This is a genomic window from Methylorubrum podarium, assembly GCF_040270385.1.
Taxonomy (GTDB): domain Bacteria; phylum Pseudomonadota; class Alphaproteobacteria; order Rhizobiales; family Beijerinckiaceae; genus Methylobacterium; species Methylobacterium podarium.
In genome coordinates this window covers 1-16,153 of sequence record NZ_JBELQE010000133.1, presented here as the reverse complement: position 1 = coordinate 16,153, position 16,153 = coordinate 1, and the positions used below count along the sequence as shown (strand labels likewise).

Annotated in this window: 18 protein-coding genes and 1 tRNA gene; 7 read left to right on the top strand and 12 right to left on the bottom strand. The window is 70.5% G+C overall.

Features of this window, described 5'->3' with window-relative positions; all coding sequences use genetic code 11:
- Positions 1 to 96 precede the first annotated feature (96 nt).
- Complete coding sequence (locus ABS772_RS25530; protein ID WP_238257607.1) at positions 97 to 1,122, bottom strand: KpsF/GutQ family sugar-phosphate isomerase; 1,026 nt, start codon at positions 1,120 to 1,122, stop codon at positions 97 to 99.
- Between the two features lie 240 nt (positions 1,123 to 1,362).
- On the opposite strand from ABS772_RS25530, the gene ABS772_RS25525 reads away from it, so the two are divergent.
- The gene (locus ABS772_RS25525) at positions 1,363 to 3,144 is read left to right on the top strand and encodes an outer membrane beta-barrel protein (RefSeq protein WP_350397469.1); all 1,782 of its coding nucleotides are present in this window, start codon (positions 1,363 to 1,365) and stop codon (positions 3,142 to 3,144) included.
- Positions 3,145 to 3,147: 3 nt separating this feature from the next.
- On the opposite strand, the gene ABS772_RS25520 is transcribed toward ABS772_RS25525, so the two are convergent.
- The 8 genes from ABS772_RS25520 to ABS772_RS25485 all read right to left on the bottom strand — a co-directional run bounded on the left by ABS772_RS25520 (position 3,148) and on the right by ABS772_RS25485 (position 10,383).
- Positions 3,148 to 3,711 carry an AprI/Inh family metalloprotease inhibitor gene (locus ABS772_RS25520; protein WP_350397467.1) on the bottom strand — a complete coding sequence of 188 codons (564 nt, stop codon included), beginning with the start codon at positions 3,709 to 3,711 and terminating at the stop codon, positions 3,148 to 3,150.
- Between the two features lie 234 nt (positions 3,712 to 3,945).
- Complete coding sequence (locus ABS772_RS25515) at positions 3,946 to 4,770, bottom strand: succinate dehydrogenase iron-sulfur subunit (RefSeq protein ID WP_238258350.1); 825 nt, start codon at positions 4,768 to 4,770, stop codon at positions 3,946 to 3,948.
- A gap of 53 nt (positions 4,771 to 4,823) precedes the next feature.
- Positions 4,824 to 5,384, bottom strand: coding sequence for a hypothetical protein (locus ABS772_RS25510; RefSeq protein WP_350397466.1), 561 nt, complete (start codon positions 5,382 to 5,384; stop codon positions 4,824 to 4,826).
- A 5-nt stretch (positions 5,385 to 5,389) separates the two neighbouring features.
- Positions 5,390 to 6,205 (bottom strand): O-methyltransferase, encoded by an 816-nt coding sequence (locus ABS772_RS25505; protein ID WP_350397465.1) that lies wholly within the window; start codon positions 6,203 to 6,205, stop codon positions 5,390 to 5,392.
- A gap of 43 nt (positions 6,206 to 6,248) precedes the next feature.
- On the bottom strand, positions 6,249 to 8,066 hold the full coding sequence (gene sdhA, locus ABS772_RS25500) for a succinate dehydrogenase flavoprotein subunit (protein WP_350397464.1): 1,818 nt from the start codon (positions 8,064 to 8,066) through the stop codon (positions 6,249 to 6,251).
- 31 nt (positions 8,067 to 8,097) lie between these two features.
- A complete protein-coding gene (gene sdhD / locus ABS772_RS25495; protein ID WP_350397463.1) occupies positions 8,098 to 8,517 on the bottom strand; it encodes a succinate dehydrogenase, hydrophobic membrane anchor protein in 420 nt (139 codons plus the stop codon).
- 11 nt (positions 8,518 to 8,528) lie between these two features.
- Positions 8,529 to 8,930 carry a succinate dehydrogenase, cytochrome b556 subunit gene (gene sdhC, locus ABS772_RS25490; RefSeq protein WP_238256832.1) on the bottom strand — a complete coding sequence of 134 codons (402 nt, stop codon included), beginning with the start codon at positions 8,928 to 8,930 and terminating at the stop codon, positions 8,529 to 8,531.
- Positions 8,931 to 9,057: 127 nt separating this feature from the next.
- Positions 9,058 to 10,383 (bottom strand): SLC13 family permease, encoded by a 1,326-nt coding sequence (locus ABS772_RS25485; RefSeq protein ID WP_350397462.1) that lies wholly within the window; start codon positions 10,381 to 10,383, stop codon positions 9,058 to 9,060.
- Positions 10,384 to 10,559: 176 nt separating this feature from the next.
- Between ABS772_RS25485 and ABS772_RS25480 the strand changes: the two genes are divergently transcribed.
- Positions 10,560 to 11,450: a LysR family transcriptional regulator gene (locus ABS772_RS25480; protein ID WP_350397553.1), complete on the top strand. Its 891-nt coding sequence runs from the start codon at positions 10,560 to 10,562 to the stop codon at positions 11,448 to 11,450.
- Positions 11,451 to 11,459: 9 nt separating this feature from the next.
- Here ABS772_RS25480 and ABS772_RS25475 read toward each other — a convergent pair whose 3' ends face one another.
- Positions 11,460 to 12,794, bottom strand: a complete 1,335-nt coding sequence (locus ABS772_RS25475; protein WP_238256835.1) for an Nramp family divalent metal transporter — start codon at positions 12,792 to 12,794, stop codon at positions 11,460 to 11,462.
- A 340-nt stretch (positions 12,795 to 13,134) separates the two neighbouring features.
- Here ABS772_RS25475 and mntR point away from each other — a divergent pair, with 340 nt between their 5' ends.
- From mntR to ABS772_RS25460, 3 genes are all read left to right on the top strand, one after another.
- Complete coding sequence (gene mntR, locus ABS772_RS25470) at positions 13,135 to 13,635, top strand: manganese-binding transcriptional regulator MntR (protein ID WP_350397461.1); 501 nt, start codon at positions 13,135 to 13,137, stop codon at positions 13,633 to 13,635.
- A gap of 56 nt (positions 13,636 to 13,691) precedes the next feature.
- Complete coding sequence (locus tag ABS772_RS25465; RefSeq protein WP_238256829.1) at positions 13,692 to 14,000, top strand: hypothetical protein; 309 nt, start codon at positions 13,692 to 13,694, stop codon at positions 13,998 to 14,000.
- A 107-nt stretch (positions 14,001 to 14,107) separates the two neighbouring features.
- Positions 14,108 to 14,311, top strand: coding sequence for a hypothetical protein (locus ABS772_RS25460; RefSeq protein ID WP_238256828.1), 204 nt, complete (start codon positions 14,108 to 14,110; stop codon positions 14,309 to 14,311).
- 43 nt (positions 14,312 to 14,354) lie between these two features.
- Here the strand turns inward: ABS772_RS25460 and ABS772_RS25455 are convergent, their stop codons facing one another.
- On the bottom strand, positions 14,355 to 14,567 hold the full coding sequence (locus ABS772_RS25455; protein WP_238256827.1) for a hypothetical protein: 213 nt from the start codon (positions 14,565 to 14,567) through the stop codon (positions 14,355 to 14,357).
- A gap of 269 nt (positions 14,568 to 14,836) precedes the next feature.
- Here ABS772_RS25455 and ABS772_RS25450 point away from each other — a divergent pair, with 269 nt between their 5' ends.
- Positions 14,837 to 15,028 carry a hypothetical protein gene (locus ABS772_RS25450; protein ID WP_238256826.1) on the top strand — a complete coding sequence of 64 codons (192 nt, stop codon included), beginning with the start codon at positions 14,837 to 14,839 and terminating at the stop codon, positions 15,026 to 15,028.
- A 279-nt stretch (positions 15,029 to 15,307) separates the two neighbouring features.
- A tRNA-Ile gene (locus ABS772_RS25445) sits at positions 15,308 to 15,383 on the top strand.
- A 41-nt stretch (positions 15,384 to 15,424) separates the two neighbouring features.
- Here the strand turns inward: ABS772_RS25445 and ABS772_RS25440 are convergent.
- On the bottom strand, positions 15,425 to 15,979 hold the full coding sequence (locus tag ABS772_RS25440) for a tyrosine-type recombinase/integrase (protein WP_350397551.1): 555 nt from the start codon (positions 15,977 to 15,979) through the stop codon (positions 15,425 to 15,427).
- Positions 15,980 to 16,153 lie beyond the last annotated feature (174 nt).

Below are 16,153 nucleotides of genomic sequence, written 5' to 3'. Positions count from 1 at the left end.
GATGCTCCCGATCCCGCGCGTTTCCCGGAGGATCGCTCAAAGCCGCTTCGCGGCACCTCAGGATGAGGCGGTGGGTGGGAGCGACGGGGCCGCGGCCTACGCCACGCCGGTGCGCAGCAGGTCGTGGTAGTGCACGAGGCCGACGGGGCGGCCGGCCTCCACCACCACCAGGGCGGTGATCTTCATCGCCTCCTGGATCTGCAGCGCCTTGGCGAGCAGGGTCTCGGGGCTGATGGTGCGGGGGTTCTTCGTCATCACCGCCTCGACCGGCAGGCGGTCCAGCCCCTCGCGGGAGAAGATGGCGCGGCGCACGTCGCCGTCGGTGAGGATGCCGGCGAGCGCGCCCGCCGCATCGACCACGAGGACGGACCCGAACCCCTTGGCGTCGATCTCGGCCACCGCCGCCCGCATCGCGGTGCCGAGCGCCACCACCGGCAGCCGCTCGCCGCCATGCATGACCTCGCGCACCTGCCGCAGCGAGGCGCCGAGGCGGCCGCCGGGATGGAACACGGAGAAGTCGCGGGCGGAGAAGCCGCGGACCTCTAGGAGCGCCACGGCGAGCGCGTCGCCGAGGGCGAGCTGCATCGCCGTCGAGGTGGTCGGCGCCAGCCCGTTCGGGCAGGCCTCCTTCGCCTTCGGCAAAGCGAGGCAGGTGTCGGCCTCGCGCCCCAGGGTCGAGGCGGCGTTGGCGGTGATCGCCACGAGGCCGACGCGGTAGCGGCGGGTGTAGCCGATGATGTCGGCGAGTTCCGTGGTCTCGCCCGACCACGAGAGCGCCAGCACCACGTCCTCGGGCTGGATCATGCCGAGGTCGCCGTGGCTCGCCTCGGCCGGGTGGACGTAGAGGGAGGGCGTGCCGGTGGAGGCGAAGGTCGCCGCGATCTTACGGGCGATGTGGCCGGACTTGCCCATGCCGGTGCAGATCACCCGGCCGCGGGCCTGGCCGATCCGCTCCACGGCCTCGGCGAAGGGCGCGCCGAGGCCGTTGCCGATCGCGGCCATCAGGCAGGCCAGGCCCTCGCGCTCGGTCTCGATGGTGCGCAGGGCCGAGGCGATGGCGGGCGTCCGCGCCGTCTCCTCGCGCGCCTCGTTTCGATCCTCGATCCGCTGTGCCAGGGCCATGAAGTCGCGTTCCGTCTCGTCCGGGGCCGCGCAGGGCGCCGACGCATGTTTGCCGCGCCCTCATCGCCCGCGACTGTGGCCGCATGGGGGCTGTCGGAGGCGGGACAGGGGGCGGGGCGCGCCCGCAACGGCGCGTTAACCATGTCCGGTCTAGCTCTCTTAACCATGGGACGCCCTCCGGCCACGGACGGCGCTCCCCTCCACGGGCCGCCGGCCGCATCCAGGGAAAGAGCGCTGCCGGTGTCACGCGAGCGGCCGATCGGGGACAGGCGCAAGGGGCATCGCGGCGGAACGCGCGGCGCGGGCCCGCTCGCCCTGGCGCTGCTGCCCGCCCTGCTCGGCGCCCCCGCCCTGGCGCAGGAGACGCCGCCCGACCCGTCGCAGACCGAGCCGGCCCAGACGTCGCCAGCACGCACCGCCTCCGAGCCGGCCACCGCCGGCCGCCTGCGCCGCCCCGCCTTCGAGGCGCCGACGGCGTTGCGCGGCTCCGGCGCCTTCTCCGCCCCCGCCCCGCTCGGCAGCGCCGCCGGGACCAGTCCGGCGCCCGTCGCCGAGGGCGCGGGCGAGGAGCCGTCGGTGGCGCGCCTGCCGCGCTTCCGCAGCGCGCCGAGCCTGCCCGGCTCCGCCTCGGCACAGGGCACCCCGGCCCGGCCCTCGGTCCTGCGCCTGCGCGCCGCGCCCCCGCGCCGGATCGGCTCGGCGACCCGCCAGATCACGCAGACGCGCACGCAGCAGACGGTGACGGACCTGCGCCTCACGCCGGTGATCCAGACGCCGGTCTCCGGCGTGCCGCTGCCGACGCCGATCCTCGGGCTCGGCCTGCCGAACGCCACCGGGCTCCTGCTCGGCACGGCGCTGCGCCGGCCGATCCCCCCCGACACGGCCTACGCGCCGCTCGGCATCCGGCTCGGCACCTTCACCCTGCTGCCGGCCTTCACCCAGAGCGTCGGCTACGATTCGAACCCGGACCAGATCGGCGGCAACCGTCCCCGCCCCTCGCTCACGCTCCGCAGCGAGGCGGAGCTGGCCCTGCGCAGCGAGTGGTCGGCGAGCGAGCTCACCGCCGAGATGCGCGGCAGCTACCTCGAATATCCGCAGAACCCGGAGGCGAGCCGCCCCAACGCGGTGGGCACCGCGCGGATGCGCATCGACGTCGACCGCGACACCCGCGTCGACCTCGAGACCCGCTTCCTGCTCGACAGCCAGCGCCTCGGCAGCCCGGATCTCGGCGCGGGCGGGGCGACGAGCCGGCCGCTCTTCGCCACCTACGGCGCGACCGCGGGCGTGCAGGAGAACTTCAACCGGCTGCAGCTCTCCCTGCGCGGCTCGATCGACCGCTCGGTCTTCGAGGACGCGCAGCTCGGCAACGGCACCACGATCATCCAGAGCGACCGCGACGCCAACCAGTACGGCCTGCGCCTGCGCGCCGGCTACGAGATCTCGCCGGCGATCACGCCCTTCGTCGAGACCTTCCTCGACACCCGGATCTACGACACGCCGGTGGACCAGTTCGGCCTGCGCCGCGATTCCGACGGCGTCGCCTTCACCGCGGGCGCGGCGGTCCAGCTCAACAGCACCCTCACGGCGGAGGTCTCGGCGGGCCTGCAGCACCGCTCCTACGTCGACCGCACGCTGCAGGACATCAACGCGCCGGTCGTCAACGCGGCGCTGGTCTGGTCGGTCTCGCCGCTCACCACGGTGCGCTTCAACCAGCAGACCGGGGTGATCGAAACCGCGGTGCCGGGCTCCAGCGGCGCCTTCACCGACGCCGCCACGCTCGAAGTGCAGCACGACCTCCTGCGCAACCTCTCGATCACGGTGGGCGCCGCCTACCTGTCCACCAACTACGACGGCGTGCGCATCCGCGAGCGGGGCTACTCCGCCACCGCCCGGTTCGATTACCGCTTCAACCGCTGGCTCGCCCTGCGCGGCAGCTACATCTACTCGACGCTGAACAGCACCATCCCGCTCTCGACCTACGAGGCGCACACGGTGCTGCTCGGGGTGCGGGTGAACCCCTGACGATCAGCGGGCGAGCGAGAGCGGCGCGCCGGATTTCGAGAGCGCGCCCTCGAGGCTGCCGCCGGCCTGCCGCAGGCGCGCGGCGACGGTGCCGCCCGGCTGGTAGAGGTAGACCTCGCCGTCGCGAAAATCCCAGGCCGAGACCTTGGCGAGATCCTTGTTGCCGCAGCCCGCGGTCGTCGCCTTGTAGAGGTCGAGCGAGGGCGTGCTCGACAGCGAGACCTTGCAGCTTCCCGCCGCATCGGAGGCGTTCCAGGAGCCGACCACCGAGGAGCGACCGGTCGCCACCACCGGCGGCGGCGCGGGCGGGAGCGGCGGCTCGAGCGCGGCGGACGGCGCGGCGGCGACGCTCGGGGGCGGCGGCTCGCCCGGCGCGGCGGAGGCGCCCGGCGGCGGCGCGAGGGGCTCGCTCGTCACCGTGCCGGCGGGCAGGGCGGGCGTGGCGGGTTCGAGCGCCGCCTGCGGCCGCAGCCGCTCGCGGGGTCCCTCGAAGCGGTTCGAGGCGCAGGCGCCGACGCTCGCGGCGAGCGCGAGGCAGGCGGCTTTCGACAGGAACCCACGCGTCATCAAAGACCCCCAACAGAACACGCAACGGTCGCGCTTGCCCTCGCGGCCAAATGCGCTTGCGGCAAGGCAGGCTGCACGGCGAGCCCGGGAAAAGCCCGGTCGGCGCGGGTTTTCCCGGCGGTGTGGCGGCCCTGCCGCAGTCGAGGAGCGGGCGGAGCGGGGCACCGAAACGGCGAGAACCGCGCCCGATCGGGGCACGGCTCTCTTCAGGCGCTTTGCGAGGCGGGGAAGAAGTCAGACCGCGCGCTCGACCATCATCTTCTTGATCTCGGCGATGGCCTTGGCCGGGTTCAGGTTCTTGGGGCAGGTGTTGGCGCAGTTCATGATCGTGTGGCAGCGATAGAGCCGGAACGGGTCGTGCAGCCCGTCGAGGCGCTCGCCGGTGTTCTCGTCGCGCGAGTCGATCAGCCAGCGATAGGCCTGGAGCAGGGCCGCCGGGCCCAAGAACTTGTCGCCGTTCCACCAGTAGCTCGGGCAGCTCGTAGTGCAGCAGGCGCAGAGGATGCACTCGTAGAGGCCGTCGAGACGGGCGCGGTCCTCCGGCGTCTGCTTCCACTCCTTCTCCGGCGCGGGCGTCTCGGTCTGGAGCCAGGGCTCGATCGCCGCGTGCTGGGCGTAGAAGTTGGTCAGGTCCGGCACGAGGTCCTTGAGCACCGGCATGTGCGGCAGCGGGTAGATCCGCACCGCGCCGTCCTTGTCCTTGCGGGTCAGGAACGGCAGGGCGTTGTCGGGGGTCTTGCACTCGTCGATGCCCATGGTGCAGGCGAGCGCGTTCTGGCCCTCGATGTTCATGGCGCAGGAGCCGCAGATGCCCTCGCGGCACGAGCGGCGGAAGACCAGCGTCGGATCGACCTTGTTCTTGATCCAGAGGAGCGCGTCGAGGACCATCGGGCCGCAATCGTCGCGGTCGACATGGTAGGTGTCGATGCGCGGGTTCTTCCCGTCATCCGGGTTCCAGCGGTAGATCCGGAAGGTCTGGATGGCCTTGGCGCCGTTCGGCGCCGGCCAGGTCCTGCCCTCCGTGACCTGGGAGTTCTTGGGGAGATTGAACTGGGCCATGTCTGAGCCTCTGGATGCGGCGGCCTTGGGCGCGCTCTGAGTGTCGAGAAATCCTATTGCCGGTCGAGCCAGCCGGTCATGAAGCGCTCGGCCTCCGCTTCCCGCGGTCGCGTCGCGGCCGGTCCGGACAGGCGGAACTTGACGAATCGGCCGCCCAGTCCCGTGAGGCAGAGCAGGCTCTCGGTGAGGCCGAGGGCCGGATGGTCGATGGCGATGGCACGGCAGGCGAGCCTAGTTCCGGCGGCGCCCGGCAGGCGCACCGGGCCGAGATCCTCGCTGCCGCGGTAGAAGCCGCGCTCCACCGCCGTCCTGATGTCGCCGACCGCCTGGGCGAGCTGGGCCGCCACCGCGGGCGACGAGGGCCCGTCGGGGATCGTCCGCACGCCGGCGTCGTAGACGTAGATGTCCGCCTTCCAGCGGCCGTTGGTGTAGGCCACGGAATAGCCGAGCCCCGGCGCGCGGGATTCGTAGTCCGTCCGCGGACCGCGGGCGAAGCCGGCGATCTCCGCGGGAAAATCGAAGTCCGGCCCGCGTGCCTGCGCCGACAGGATCAGCAGCAGCGCTGCCGCGGCGGACAGGATCAGGCGGATGGAGAGGCGAAGGGATACCCTCATCGGTGTCAGGACAGGGTTCGGTGGCCGACGCGCAGGCTGCGCGGCAGCGGCTTCAGGCGCTTCTCGAAGACCACCATGCTGTCGTGGAACGCGATGCCGTGCGTCACGTCGGCGAAGCCGGGGTCGCGGGCGAAGGGATCCGGATCGAGCACGTAGCGGGCGTGCAGGCGATCGAGCAGAAGCTTGGCGTATTCCATGAAGGCGCCGTGCGCCCGCAGGCCCCCGCCGTGATCCGGCCAGTAGGAGGCGTGCACGTCCTCGACGATGTAGACCCCGTCCGGCGCGAGCAGCGGATAGAGGACCTCGAAGCTCGCGATCTGCTCGGCGCTGATATGGCCGGCATCGTCGATCACCACGTCGATGCCGCCCATCTCCTCGGCGATGCGCCGCAGCAGCCCCGGATCGGCCTGACTGCCGAGGTGGACCTTGAGGCCGTCCTCGGTGATCTCGCGGCAGCCCGGATTGATGTCGAGGCCGTGGATGACGGCCTGCGGGCCGAGATAGCGCCGCCACATCTGGAGCGAGCCGCCCTGGAACACGCCGAGCTCCAACAGGCGCACGGGCTTGCCGCGGTAGCGCGACAGGTGGCGGTCGTAGATCTCGAGGTAGTGGTGCCACTTGGTCGCGAGCCGATCGTCCTGCGCGAAGAAGGCGGCCTCGGCCGCGTTGCCGGCCTGCGCGCGCGCCTCCGCGGGATCGACGGAGGCGCCGTAGCCGCACACGATCTCCTCCCACGACGCCGGCGGCTGCGCCGGCGCGCCGGAGCAGAGCAGGCCGGAGCCAGCCGGCGGTCCTCGTCTGCGCTTCTTCAGTCCGAACACGGCCGCGCGCCTTCCTCAGTCCACCCGCCTCAGTACACCCGCGTCAGTACACCCGCGCCTTGGGCTCGATGTACTGGATGTCGTTCGACATCGTGTAGGTGTGCACCGGGCGGTAATCGATCTCGACGCCGTGCTTGCTCGGATCGAGCCACGCGAGGGTGTGCTTCATCCACTCCTTGTCGTCGCGGTCGGGGAAGTCCTCGCGGGCATGCGCCCCGCGGCTCTCCTTGCGGTTGACTGCCGATTCCATGGTGACGACCGCCTGACCGATTAGGTTGTCGAATTCCAGCGTCTCGAGCAGGTCGGTGTTCCACACCAGCGAGCGGTCGGTGACCTGGACGTCGGAGACGCCGCGCCAGACCTCGTGGATCAGGCCCTTGCCCTCCTCCAGCACCTCGCCGGTGCGGAAGACGGCGCAGTTGTTCTGCATCGTCCGCTGCATCCGGTCGCGCAGCTGCGCGGTCGGGGTGCCGCCGTCGGCGTAGCGGAAGCGGTCGAGACGCGCGAGCGCCTTGTCGCCTGCGTCCTTCGGCAGTTCCGGCTGGCGGGCGTCCGGCTCGACGATGTCGGCGCAGCGCAGGCCCGCGGCGCGGCCGAACACCACGAGGTCGATCAGCGAGTTCGAGCCGAGGCGGTTCGCGCCGTGCACCGAGACGCAGGCCGCCTCGCCGAGCGCCATCAGGCCCGGCACCACCGTGTCGGGATCGCCGTTCTTGAGGGTCAGCACCTCGCCGTGGAAGTTCGTCGGGATGCCGCCCATGTTGTAGTGGACGGTGGGCAGGACCGGGATCGGCTCCTTGGTCACGTCCACGCCCGCGAAGATCTTGGCCGATTCCGAGATGCCCGGCAGGCGCTCGTGCAGGATCTTCGGGTCCAAGTGGTCGAGATGCAGGAAGATGTGGTCGCCGTCCTTGCCGACGCCGCGGCCGTCGCGGATCTCCATGGTCATGGAGCGCGAGACCACGTCGCGCGAGGCGAGATCCTTGGCCGAGGGCGCGTAGCGCTCCATGAAGCGCTCGCCCTCGGAATTCGTCAGGTAGCCGCCCTCGCCCCGCGCGCCTTCGGTGATGAGGCAGCCGGCGCCGTAGATGCCGGTGGGGTGGAACTGCACGAACTCCATGTCCTGCAGCGGCAGGCCGGCGCGCAGCACCATGGCGTTGCCGTCGCCGGTGCAGGTGTGGGCCGAGGTCGCCGAGAAGTAGGCGCGGCCGTAGCCGCCGGTGGCGAGGATGGTCTGCTGGGCGCGGAAGCGGTGGATCTCGCCGGTGGCCTGATCGATCGCCATCACGCCGCGGCAGCGGCCGTCCTCGTCCATGATCAGGTCGAGGGCGAAATACTCGATGAAGAACTGAGTCTTGTTCTTCACCGCCTGCCCGTAGAGGGTGTGGAGCATGGCGTGGCCGGTGCGGTCGGCGGCGGCGCAGGTGCGCTGGGCGGTGCCCTTGCCGTAATCAGTGGTCATGCCGCCGAAGGGCCGCTGGTAGATCTTGCCCTCGTCCGTGCGGGAGAAGGGCACGCCCCAGTGCTCCAGCTCGTAGACCGCGGCCGGCGCGTTCCTCACGAGGTACTCGATCGCGTCCTGGTCGCCGAGCCAGTCCGAGCCCTTCACGGTGTCGTACATGTGCCAGCGCCAGTCGTCCGGCCCCATGTTGCCGAGCGAGGCGGAGATGCCGCCCTGCGCCGCCACGGTGTGCGAGCGGGTCGGGAAGACTTTCGTGATGCAGGCGGTGCGCAGGCCGGCCTGGGAGCAGCCGACCGTGGCGCGCAGGCCCGCGCCGCCGGCGCCGACGATCACCACGTCGAAGGTGTGGTCGGTGATGGCGTAGGCGGGGGCGCCGCCGTTCGTTCCGTTGGAGGCCATTCGCGTGAATCCTCGGTTCCGGTGACGGCGATCAGGCGAGCCCGCCCAGGCTCACGCGGACGATCGCGTAGAGGCAGGCGGCGGCCACCGCGACCGCGTAGAAGGTGTTGGCGATCAGCGCCGCGAACTTGAGGCCGTGGCTGTGGACGTAGTCCTCGATCACGACCTGCATCCCCAGACGCATGTGGATCGTCACCGAGATCACCGCCAGGATCAGGATGATCGCGACGAGCGGGTGCGACACCAGTGCGACCGCCTGCGGGTAGGTCCGCCCCGCCATCAGCGCGATGATGCCGACGAAGGCGAGCATCAGCAGCGCGTTCGAGGCGCCGGTCAGGCGCTGCAGCCAGAAATGGTCGGCGCCGTGGCCCGAGGCACCCAGCCCCTTCACCCGGGCGCGCGGGGTGCGCATCGAGAGCGCGGTGTTCTGGCGGTTGTCGACCTGGGACATGGGCGAGCCTCTCAGCGCACGAGCAGGGCGATCGCCCAGATCACGACGGTCAGGATGACGGAGCCGATCAGCGTCGCGCGGGCGAGGCCGAGGCGCCGGTCGCGGTCGAAGCCGTAGCCCGCGTCCCAGATGAAGTGGCGGATGCCGCCGAGCATGTGGTGCAGCAGCACCCAGGTATAGGCGAACAGGATGGCGCGCCCGATCCACGAGCCGAAGAACCACGCCACCGTGTCGTAGGCGCGCGGACCGGAGGCGAGCGCCACGAGCCAGACCGCGACGAGGAAGGTGCCGCCGTAGAGCGCCGTGCCGGTGATGCGGTGGAACACCGACATCGCCATGGTCCAGGTCCAGCGGTAGATCTGGAGATGGGGCGAGAGCGGCTGAGCGACCGTAGGTCTGACGGTAGGGTTCATCGCGGCTCACGATCCTCGCGTCAAAGGTTGGATGAATTCCAGGGAAGGGTTAGGGCGCCCGGTTCCGCCCGGCAATGCCCGTGCTGCAGTGCAGCATTGGTCAAGCTGACGATCGCGCGGATCTGTCTCACGCGAGTCGCCCGGTCAGCCTGAACCAGAGATAGGCGAGCGGCGCCGCGACGAGGAGCGACACGACGCCCGTGGCGAGCGTGAGTTTCGTGGTGTCGGCGAGCGACAGGCGGCCGAGATCCATCGCCATGATGATGGGCGGGGCCTGGTAGGGCAGGAACACGGTCGAGTAGCCGACCACCTGCACCATCAGCACGCTCATCAGGTCGAAGCCGCTGGCGCGCGAAAACTCTTCCGCGAGCGCCGTGTAGAGGGCGGGCGCGCCGTTGGCGGTGGTGGTGAACAGGAAGCCGATCGACAGGCCGATCAGCGTCGCGAAGTTCTTGGCCGGCGCGCCGGGTTCGAGCGGGGCGACGGAGAGCAGCGCGTGGCCGAGGTCGGCGCCGAGCCCGGTCTCGTTGACGATGGCGGTCAGGCCGAACAGGGCCGCGACGTAGAAGCAGGTCTTCAGCGGGATCTCGTTGAAGCTCGCCGGCGGCAGCACGCCGACCCGCGGCAGCAGGCAGATCACGGCCGCCGCGAGCCCGATCCAGGCCGGCGGAATGCCGTGCCAGCCGTCGGTGAGCCAGAGGGCCAGCATCACCGCGAGGATCACCGAGAGGCGCCGCTCCTCGACCGAGGCCGGCGGGAGCGGGGGCAGGTCGAGCCGCTTCCCGTCGAGACGGTCGGGGAAGATCAGCACCGTGCAGGCGACGAGCAGCGCGCCCTTGACGAACCCGAGAACCGGAGCGTGCAGAAAGAGATAGGGCAGATAGCTGAGATGGACGTCGAACAAGGTCTCGGCGGTGCCGGCCATGACGAGGTTCGGCACGTTGGCGGGCAGGATCGCCGCCGAGAGCATCGGCGTCGCCACGCCGAAGGCGAGCAGCGCCCCCGTCCGTCCCGGCCGCCCGGCCTCCAGCCCGAAGGCGTCGCACAGGGCGATCACCACCGGCACCATCACCGCGATGCGCCCGAGATTGGACGGCATCACGAAGGCGAGGGCGAAGGAGAAGGCGACGAGGCCCGCGATGAAGCCGGGATAGGAGGCGGGCAGGCGCGCCGCCAGCATCCGCGCGAGACGGTTGCCGAGCCCGGTGCGGTTCATGGCGAGCCCGACCACCATGCCCCCCGTCACCAGCCAGAAGGCGGAGGAGGCGAACCCCGAGAACACCGTCTGCGCCGGGGCGAGCTTGAGCAGCATGGCGAGCGCGAAGAACATCAGCGCCGTGACGATCTCGGCCACGAGTCCGGTCGCCCACAGCCCCATGCACAGCACGAGCAGGCCGCCGGTCGCGACGACCGTGCCCTGTCCTCCCAAAACGCTGGCCGCTGCGGCGCTCATGGAAGCGGTTCAACTGCGAATTGGAACCGTTCGCAATTCGGCTTTCGTGGGGGCGACCTTCGTCAACCGCGAAGGCTCATGCGGCACGGACGCTGTTGCGACCCGCACCATCGCGGGGCTTGGCTCCGCCGCGGGCGAATGCGAAGGCTTCGGTCTGTCGTTCGGCCACGGCCATGATGCGCTTCGATCTCGTCGACCTGAACCTGTTCCGCCACGTCGTCGAGGCCGGCTCGATCACCCATGGGGCGGAACGGGCGAACCTCGCGCTGGCCGCCGCCTCGGCGCGGGTGCGGGCGATGGAGGATTCGCTCGGCGCCGCGCTCCTGCTGCGCGGGCGCCAAGGCGTGACGCCGACGCCCGCCGGCCGCGCCCTCCTGGCCCATGCCCGCGAGATCTTAAGTCAGGTCGAGCGGCTGCAGGGCGACCTGTCGGTCTTCGCGGGCGGCGCGGTCGGCCAGATCCGGGTCCTGTCGAACACCAACGCGCTCACCGAATTCCTGCCGGAGGCGCTCTCCGCCTATCTCGCCCTGCATACCGGCGTCAGCGTCGATATCGAGGAGCGGACCTCCGACGAGATCGTCGGAATGGTGGCCGACGGGGCGGCCGATCTCGGCATCGTCGCGGGCACCGTCGATACCGGCACGCTCCAGACCTTCCCGTTCCGCCACGACCGCTTCGTCGTGGTAGTCGCGACCGCCCACGCGCTGGCCCGCCGCAAGAGCGTCGGCTTCGCGGAGGTGCTGGAGCACGACCTCGTCGGGCTCGACCGGCCGAGCGCCCTGACGCGCTTCCTCGCCGACAAGGCCTCCCGCATCGGCCGGCCGATGCGGCTGCGGGTGCAGCTGCGCAGCTTCGACGCGGTCTGCCGCCTCGTCGAATGCGGCGTCGGCCTTGGCATCGTGCCGGAGACCACGGCCCGGCGGGCGTGGCGCACCATGGGGATCGCCCTCGTGCCCCTGGAAGACCCTTGGGCGGCGCGCGACCTCACGCTCTGCCTGCGCGACCTCGCGGGCCTGCCGCCCTTCGCGCAGGACTTCGTGGCGCATCTGCGCGCGCCCGAGGCGTGAGGCGCCGCCTCATGCGCCGAAGAGCGTGTCGATCAGCAGCTTCACGTTCAGCACCACGATGATGCCGGCGATGGTCCAGGCCAGCCCCTTCAGCCAGCCGGGGATCGCGAAGGGACCCATCAGCTGCCGGTCGGAGACGAAGCGGACCAGCGGGATCACCGCGAAGGGCAGCTGCATCGAGAGCACCACCTGGCTCAGCACGAGGAGGCGGGCGGTGCCCTGCTCGCCGTAGAGCGCGGTCACGATCACCACCGGCACGATGGCGATGCCCCGCGTGATGAGCCGCCGCGCCCAGTTCGGCAGGCGCAGCCGCAGAAAGCCTTCCATCACGATCTGGCCGGCGAGCGTCGCGGTGACCGTCGAGTTGAGGCCCGAGGCCAGCAGCGCCACGGCGAACAGCGTCGAGGCGAGCCCGACGCCGAGCAGCGGCGAGAGCAGCTCGTAGGCCTGCTCGATCTCCTCGACCTCGGTGCGCCCGCCCGCGTGGAACACCGCCGCCGCCATGATCAGGATCGCGGCGTTGACGAAGAGCGCGAGCATCAGCGCCACCGTCGAATCGGTGACGGCGAAGCGCAGGGCCTCGCGCCGCCCTTCCTCCGTGCGGGGATAGGCCCGCGTCTGCACGATCGAGGAATGGAGGTAGAGGTTGTGCGGCATCACGGTGGCGCCGATGATGCCGATGGCGATGTAGAGCGCGGCCGGGTTGGTCACGATCTCCCGCGACGGCACGAAGCCGCCGAGCACCGCCTGGACCGGCGGCGCGGCCAGCGCGATCTGGATGCCGAAACAGACGAAGATGATCGTCAGGAGGCCGATCACGAAGGCTTCCAGCGCCCGGAAACCCCGGCGCAGCAGCAGCAGCACCACGAACACGTCGAGCGCCGTGATGATCGCGCCGAGCGTCAGCGGGATGCCGAACAGCAGCTTGAGGGCGATCGCCGTGCCGATCACCTCGGCGAGGTCGCAGGCGATGATCGCCGCCTCGCAGATCAGCCAAAGGGCGATGGAGACGGGCCGCGAGGTCCGCTCGCGGCAGGCCTGGGCGAGGTCGAGGCCGGTGGCGATGCCGAGCCGCGCGGCGAGTGCCTGAAGCACGATCGCCATCAGGTTCGAGAGCAGGATGACGGAGAGCAGCGTGTAGCCGAACTGGGCACCCCCGGCGATGTCGGTGGCCCAGTTGCCGGGGTCCATGTAGCCGACCGAGACCATGTAGCCCGGCCCGAGGAAGGCGAAGAGCCGCCACAGCCAGAAGCCGCCCGCCCGCACCGGCACGCTGGCATTGAGCGCGCCGAGGCTCGGCTCCGCGGAGGCCTGCCCGGGCGGTGGCGGCCGAACCTGATCCATCACTGCTTCCATTCGCATCGAGGCGCTCGTGTCCCCGCCCGTCGCTCCGGAGGGAGGGCCGGCCGCGCCGGCAGGGACGAGACGGCCATATAGCTTCAGCTATAAAGCTGTGCCGAAGCTGGGATCAAGAGGCTCCGCGACCGGGTTCCCGGCCGTGGGGCGCATAGGTTAAACAGGGCGGCACGAACGACCGATGACAGGCCTGCCGTCGGCCGTCCGCGCCGGAGCACGGCCGGCGCGCCGGGCGTTCCGTGAACGACGTTCGACGACCAGGACGTTCGCCGACCATGTGAGGCGCGCCGCCGAGGCCGCGCCCGAGACCGGAGGAGCCCGCCGCCTCATGCAGGACGCATCGCGAGAGTTGGGGCGAGACAGGGGGCAGAAGCCGGCACCGGAGTCGCACGGGGCGGGCGCGGACGCGCCGCTCGTCGATGCGGAGGTCCATGTCGAGAGCTTCCGTCAGGCCCGCGAGGCGCGCCGCCTCGAACTGGTGGAGGATTACGTCGAACTGATCGCCGACCTGATCGGCGACGGCGGCGAGGCGCGGCAGGTCGACATCGCCGCCCGCCTCGGCGTGGCCCAGCCGACGGTCGCCAAGATGCTCAAGCGGCTTGCCGAGGACGGCCTCGTGCAGCAGCGGCCCTATCGCGGCGTGTTCCTCACCGCGGCGGGGCAGGCGCTCGCCGAGCAGTCGCGGGAGCGCCACCGCATCGTCGAGCGCTTCCTGCGCGCCGTGGGCGTCAGTGCCGAGACGGCGCGGCGCGACGCGGAGGGCATCGAGCACCATGTGAGCGCGGAGACGCTGGAGGCGTTCCGCCGCTTCGCCGACGCGAAGCTGTAGATTTGCCTGTCGACTTGCCTCCAGACCGGACCGCGCGTTCCGAGGACCCGACCCCGATGGACCAGACCCAGCAACTCGCCGCGCTCGCCGCCGTCAGCGCGCGGCACGACGCGGCGGTGACGAACCTCGCCGAGGGCCTCGCCGATCTCGGCGCCAAGCAGGTGGCGCACCAGATGGCGGTGGGGTTCCTGGCGAGCGTGCTGCGCTCGATCGATTCCGACCACTACGACGAGCGCCTCGAAGGCTACCTCGCCATGCTGCGCGACGTGCTGTTCCGCGACGATCCGGACGCGGCGCTCGCGAAGACGGTTCTGGAGACGATCGAGCGTTCCTTACGCCCCTCGCAGAATGAGGACGAGGCCTGAGGCCGCGCTGCCTGACCTGGCGGCTTGAGCCGGCTACAAGCAAATGTGAGTCTCGCGCGATCCCGCGGCGCCTTGGTCGCGGTCGCCGGGCATGGCACCATGTCGGGATGGCTGACCGGAGCGACCACCCCTATTCCATCGATGTGCGGCCGTGCTGGCGGCGCCCGGGCCGCTTCGTCTGCTCCATCGTGGAGAAGGGGGCGCCCCGGCGCTATGCTCCGCAGAGCTACGCGACCTTCGACGAGGCCCGCCGCGCCGCCCAGATCAGGCTGCGCCAGCTCGTCTTCGAGTGGCAGCTCGTCGGCACCTGACTCGGCTGCCCGGACGCCGGCCGTGTGGCCGTGCGCCGCCGGCTCAGGCCTGCTCGGCGTCGGCGGTCTGGGCGTACTGAACCAGGGCCTCCATCTGTGCCGGCGCCCGGAACACCCGTCCGTCGTTGGTCTCCACGTAGACGTCCGCGGCGCCCATGCTCGCGAAGGTCATGGCCCGCTCGGCCGCCCGCGTGCCGAGAGCGTGCGGCTCCCGCGAAGGGCCGGACGGCGCGGTCCAATGAACGGTATAGCGCATGATGTTCTCCTGATTCAGCCTGTCCCAGCATAGGGCAGCCGGCCACCGATCGCGAGGGGCCGCCCGACAGATGGATCGATGCGGCCGGAGCGGAGGCCCGAGGACGGCTCGAAGCCCTCTCTGGCGATCGTGACCATCGGCCCAACGAGAGGTGCGCCTGCTCCGAGCCGATCCGCTGTGCATCATAATGCCACTCCTGCGGTTCCTCGACGGTTCGCCGCGCGTTCTACGGGGCTGAAGCGCTCTTGCTCCGTGAAAGGGAGACCGACATGAGGAAGCCGGAGAAGCCGGGCACGGAGGCCGGCAGAACACAGGACGGCGGTGCCCTCGGCAACATCGACGAGCAGACCGGGCATCCCGGCAAGGGCACGCCTGGGGCGACGGTCAAGCCCGATCACAACCCCGATCCCGCGCGGGATCCCAAGCCGGAGACGCCGGAGGACAGAAAGCCGAAACGCTGAAAGGCCGGCCCACCTCCCAATCTGGGGTTCGACGACTCCCTCGCCACGATTCGCTTCGTTCCGAGGCACGGTGCCGGCTGTCGCGAAGCCGGGCGCCGCCGACCGTCGCGGCAGCCGACGGCGGACATGGGTTCAGGATCGCGCCGCCCGAATCGGCCGGGGCTTGCCGCAGGCCCCCTCCCCGGCTACTCAAAAGCAGCGTTTCTGTCGCCGATTCCGTCGCCCGCCCTGTCGTTTGACGACCAGTTCAGGGCGTCAGTGCTCGGCAGAAAAATGCTCGGGCCTGTAGCTCAATGGTTAGAGCCGACCGCTCATAACGGTCTGGTTGCAGGTTCGAGTCCTGCCGGGCCCACCACCTCTATCGCATTGAGATAGTGAGGAAATCGGGTAAGTGGGCTATGCCTCCACTTCCTCCCGCTTCGACCTAACCAACGAATTGACCAATGATTGGGGTCTGCGACGCCGGTTCTTGAAGGCGCTTGCCGCCTCGTTCTGGAAGTCGGGATGGTGGTGGCCGTAGACCTTCTGCAGCATCTCGGGCGTCATCCCGAGGTAGCCGGCTGCCTCCCACAGGTTGACGCCCTGCTGCATCAGCCATGTCGCGGCCGTGTGCCGTAAGACGTGAGGCGACGCGTTTTCCTCAAGTCCTGCGAGCCGCACCGCCGTGGCGAACGCCGTCTTCACCGACGCCACCGGCTTGCCGTTCCACTCGACGACGTACTCGGGCAACGTGCCGTCCTTGCGAGCGATGCGTGACCAGACGCGCAAGCGGGCCAATACATGCGGTGGCAGCTTCACGGGAGGCTGGCGCTTGTTGGTGGCCCGCTTGCCCTGCGCGAGTCGATAGTAGACCCCCTCCTCGAGGTCGACGTACGACCTGCCCTCCCCTCTCTGGAATGCGGCGGATGCGATGGCTCCGGCTCGGGTGCCTGTATAGAGGCCAAGGAGGATGAAGCGCGCGAGGTGGCGCAGCGGACGCTTCTTGGTCGCGACCTGCTTTCCCTTCCGTGTTCCGGTGTTCCAGGCCTGTGACCTGACCGGCTGGCTTTGGACCGGGCTGATTGAGAGGATCAGTCAGGACCGAAGGAGTCGGACATGCGGCGAGGACAGAAGACGAGTGCGGAG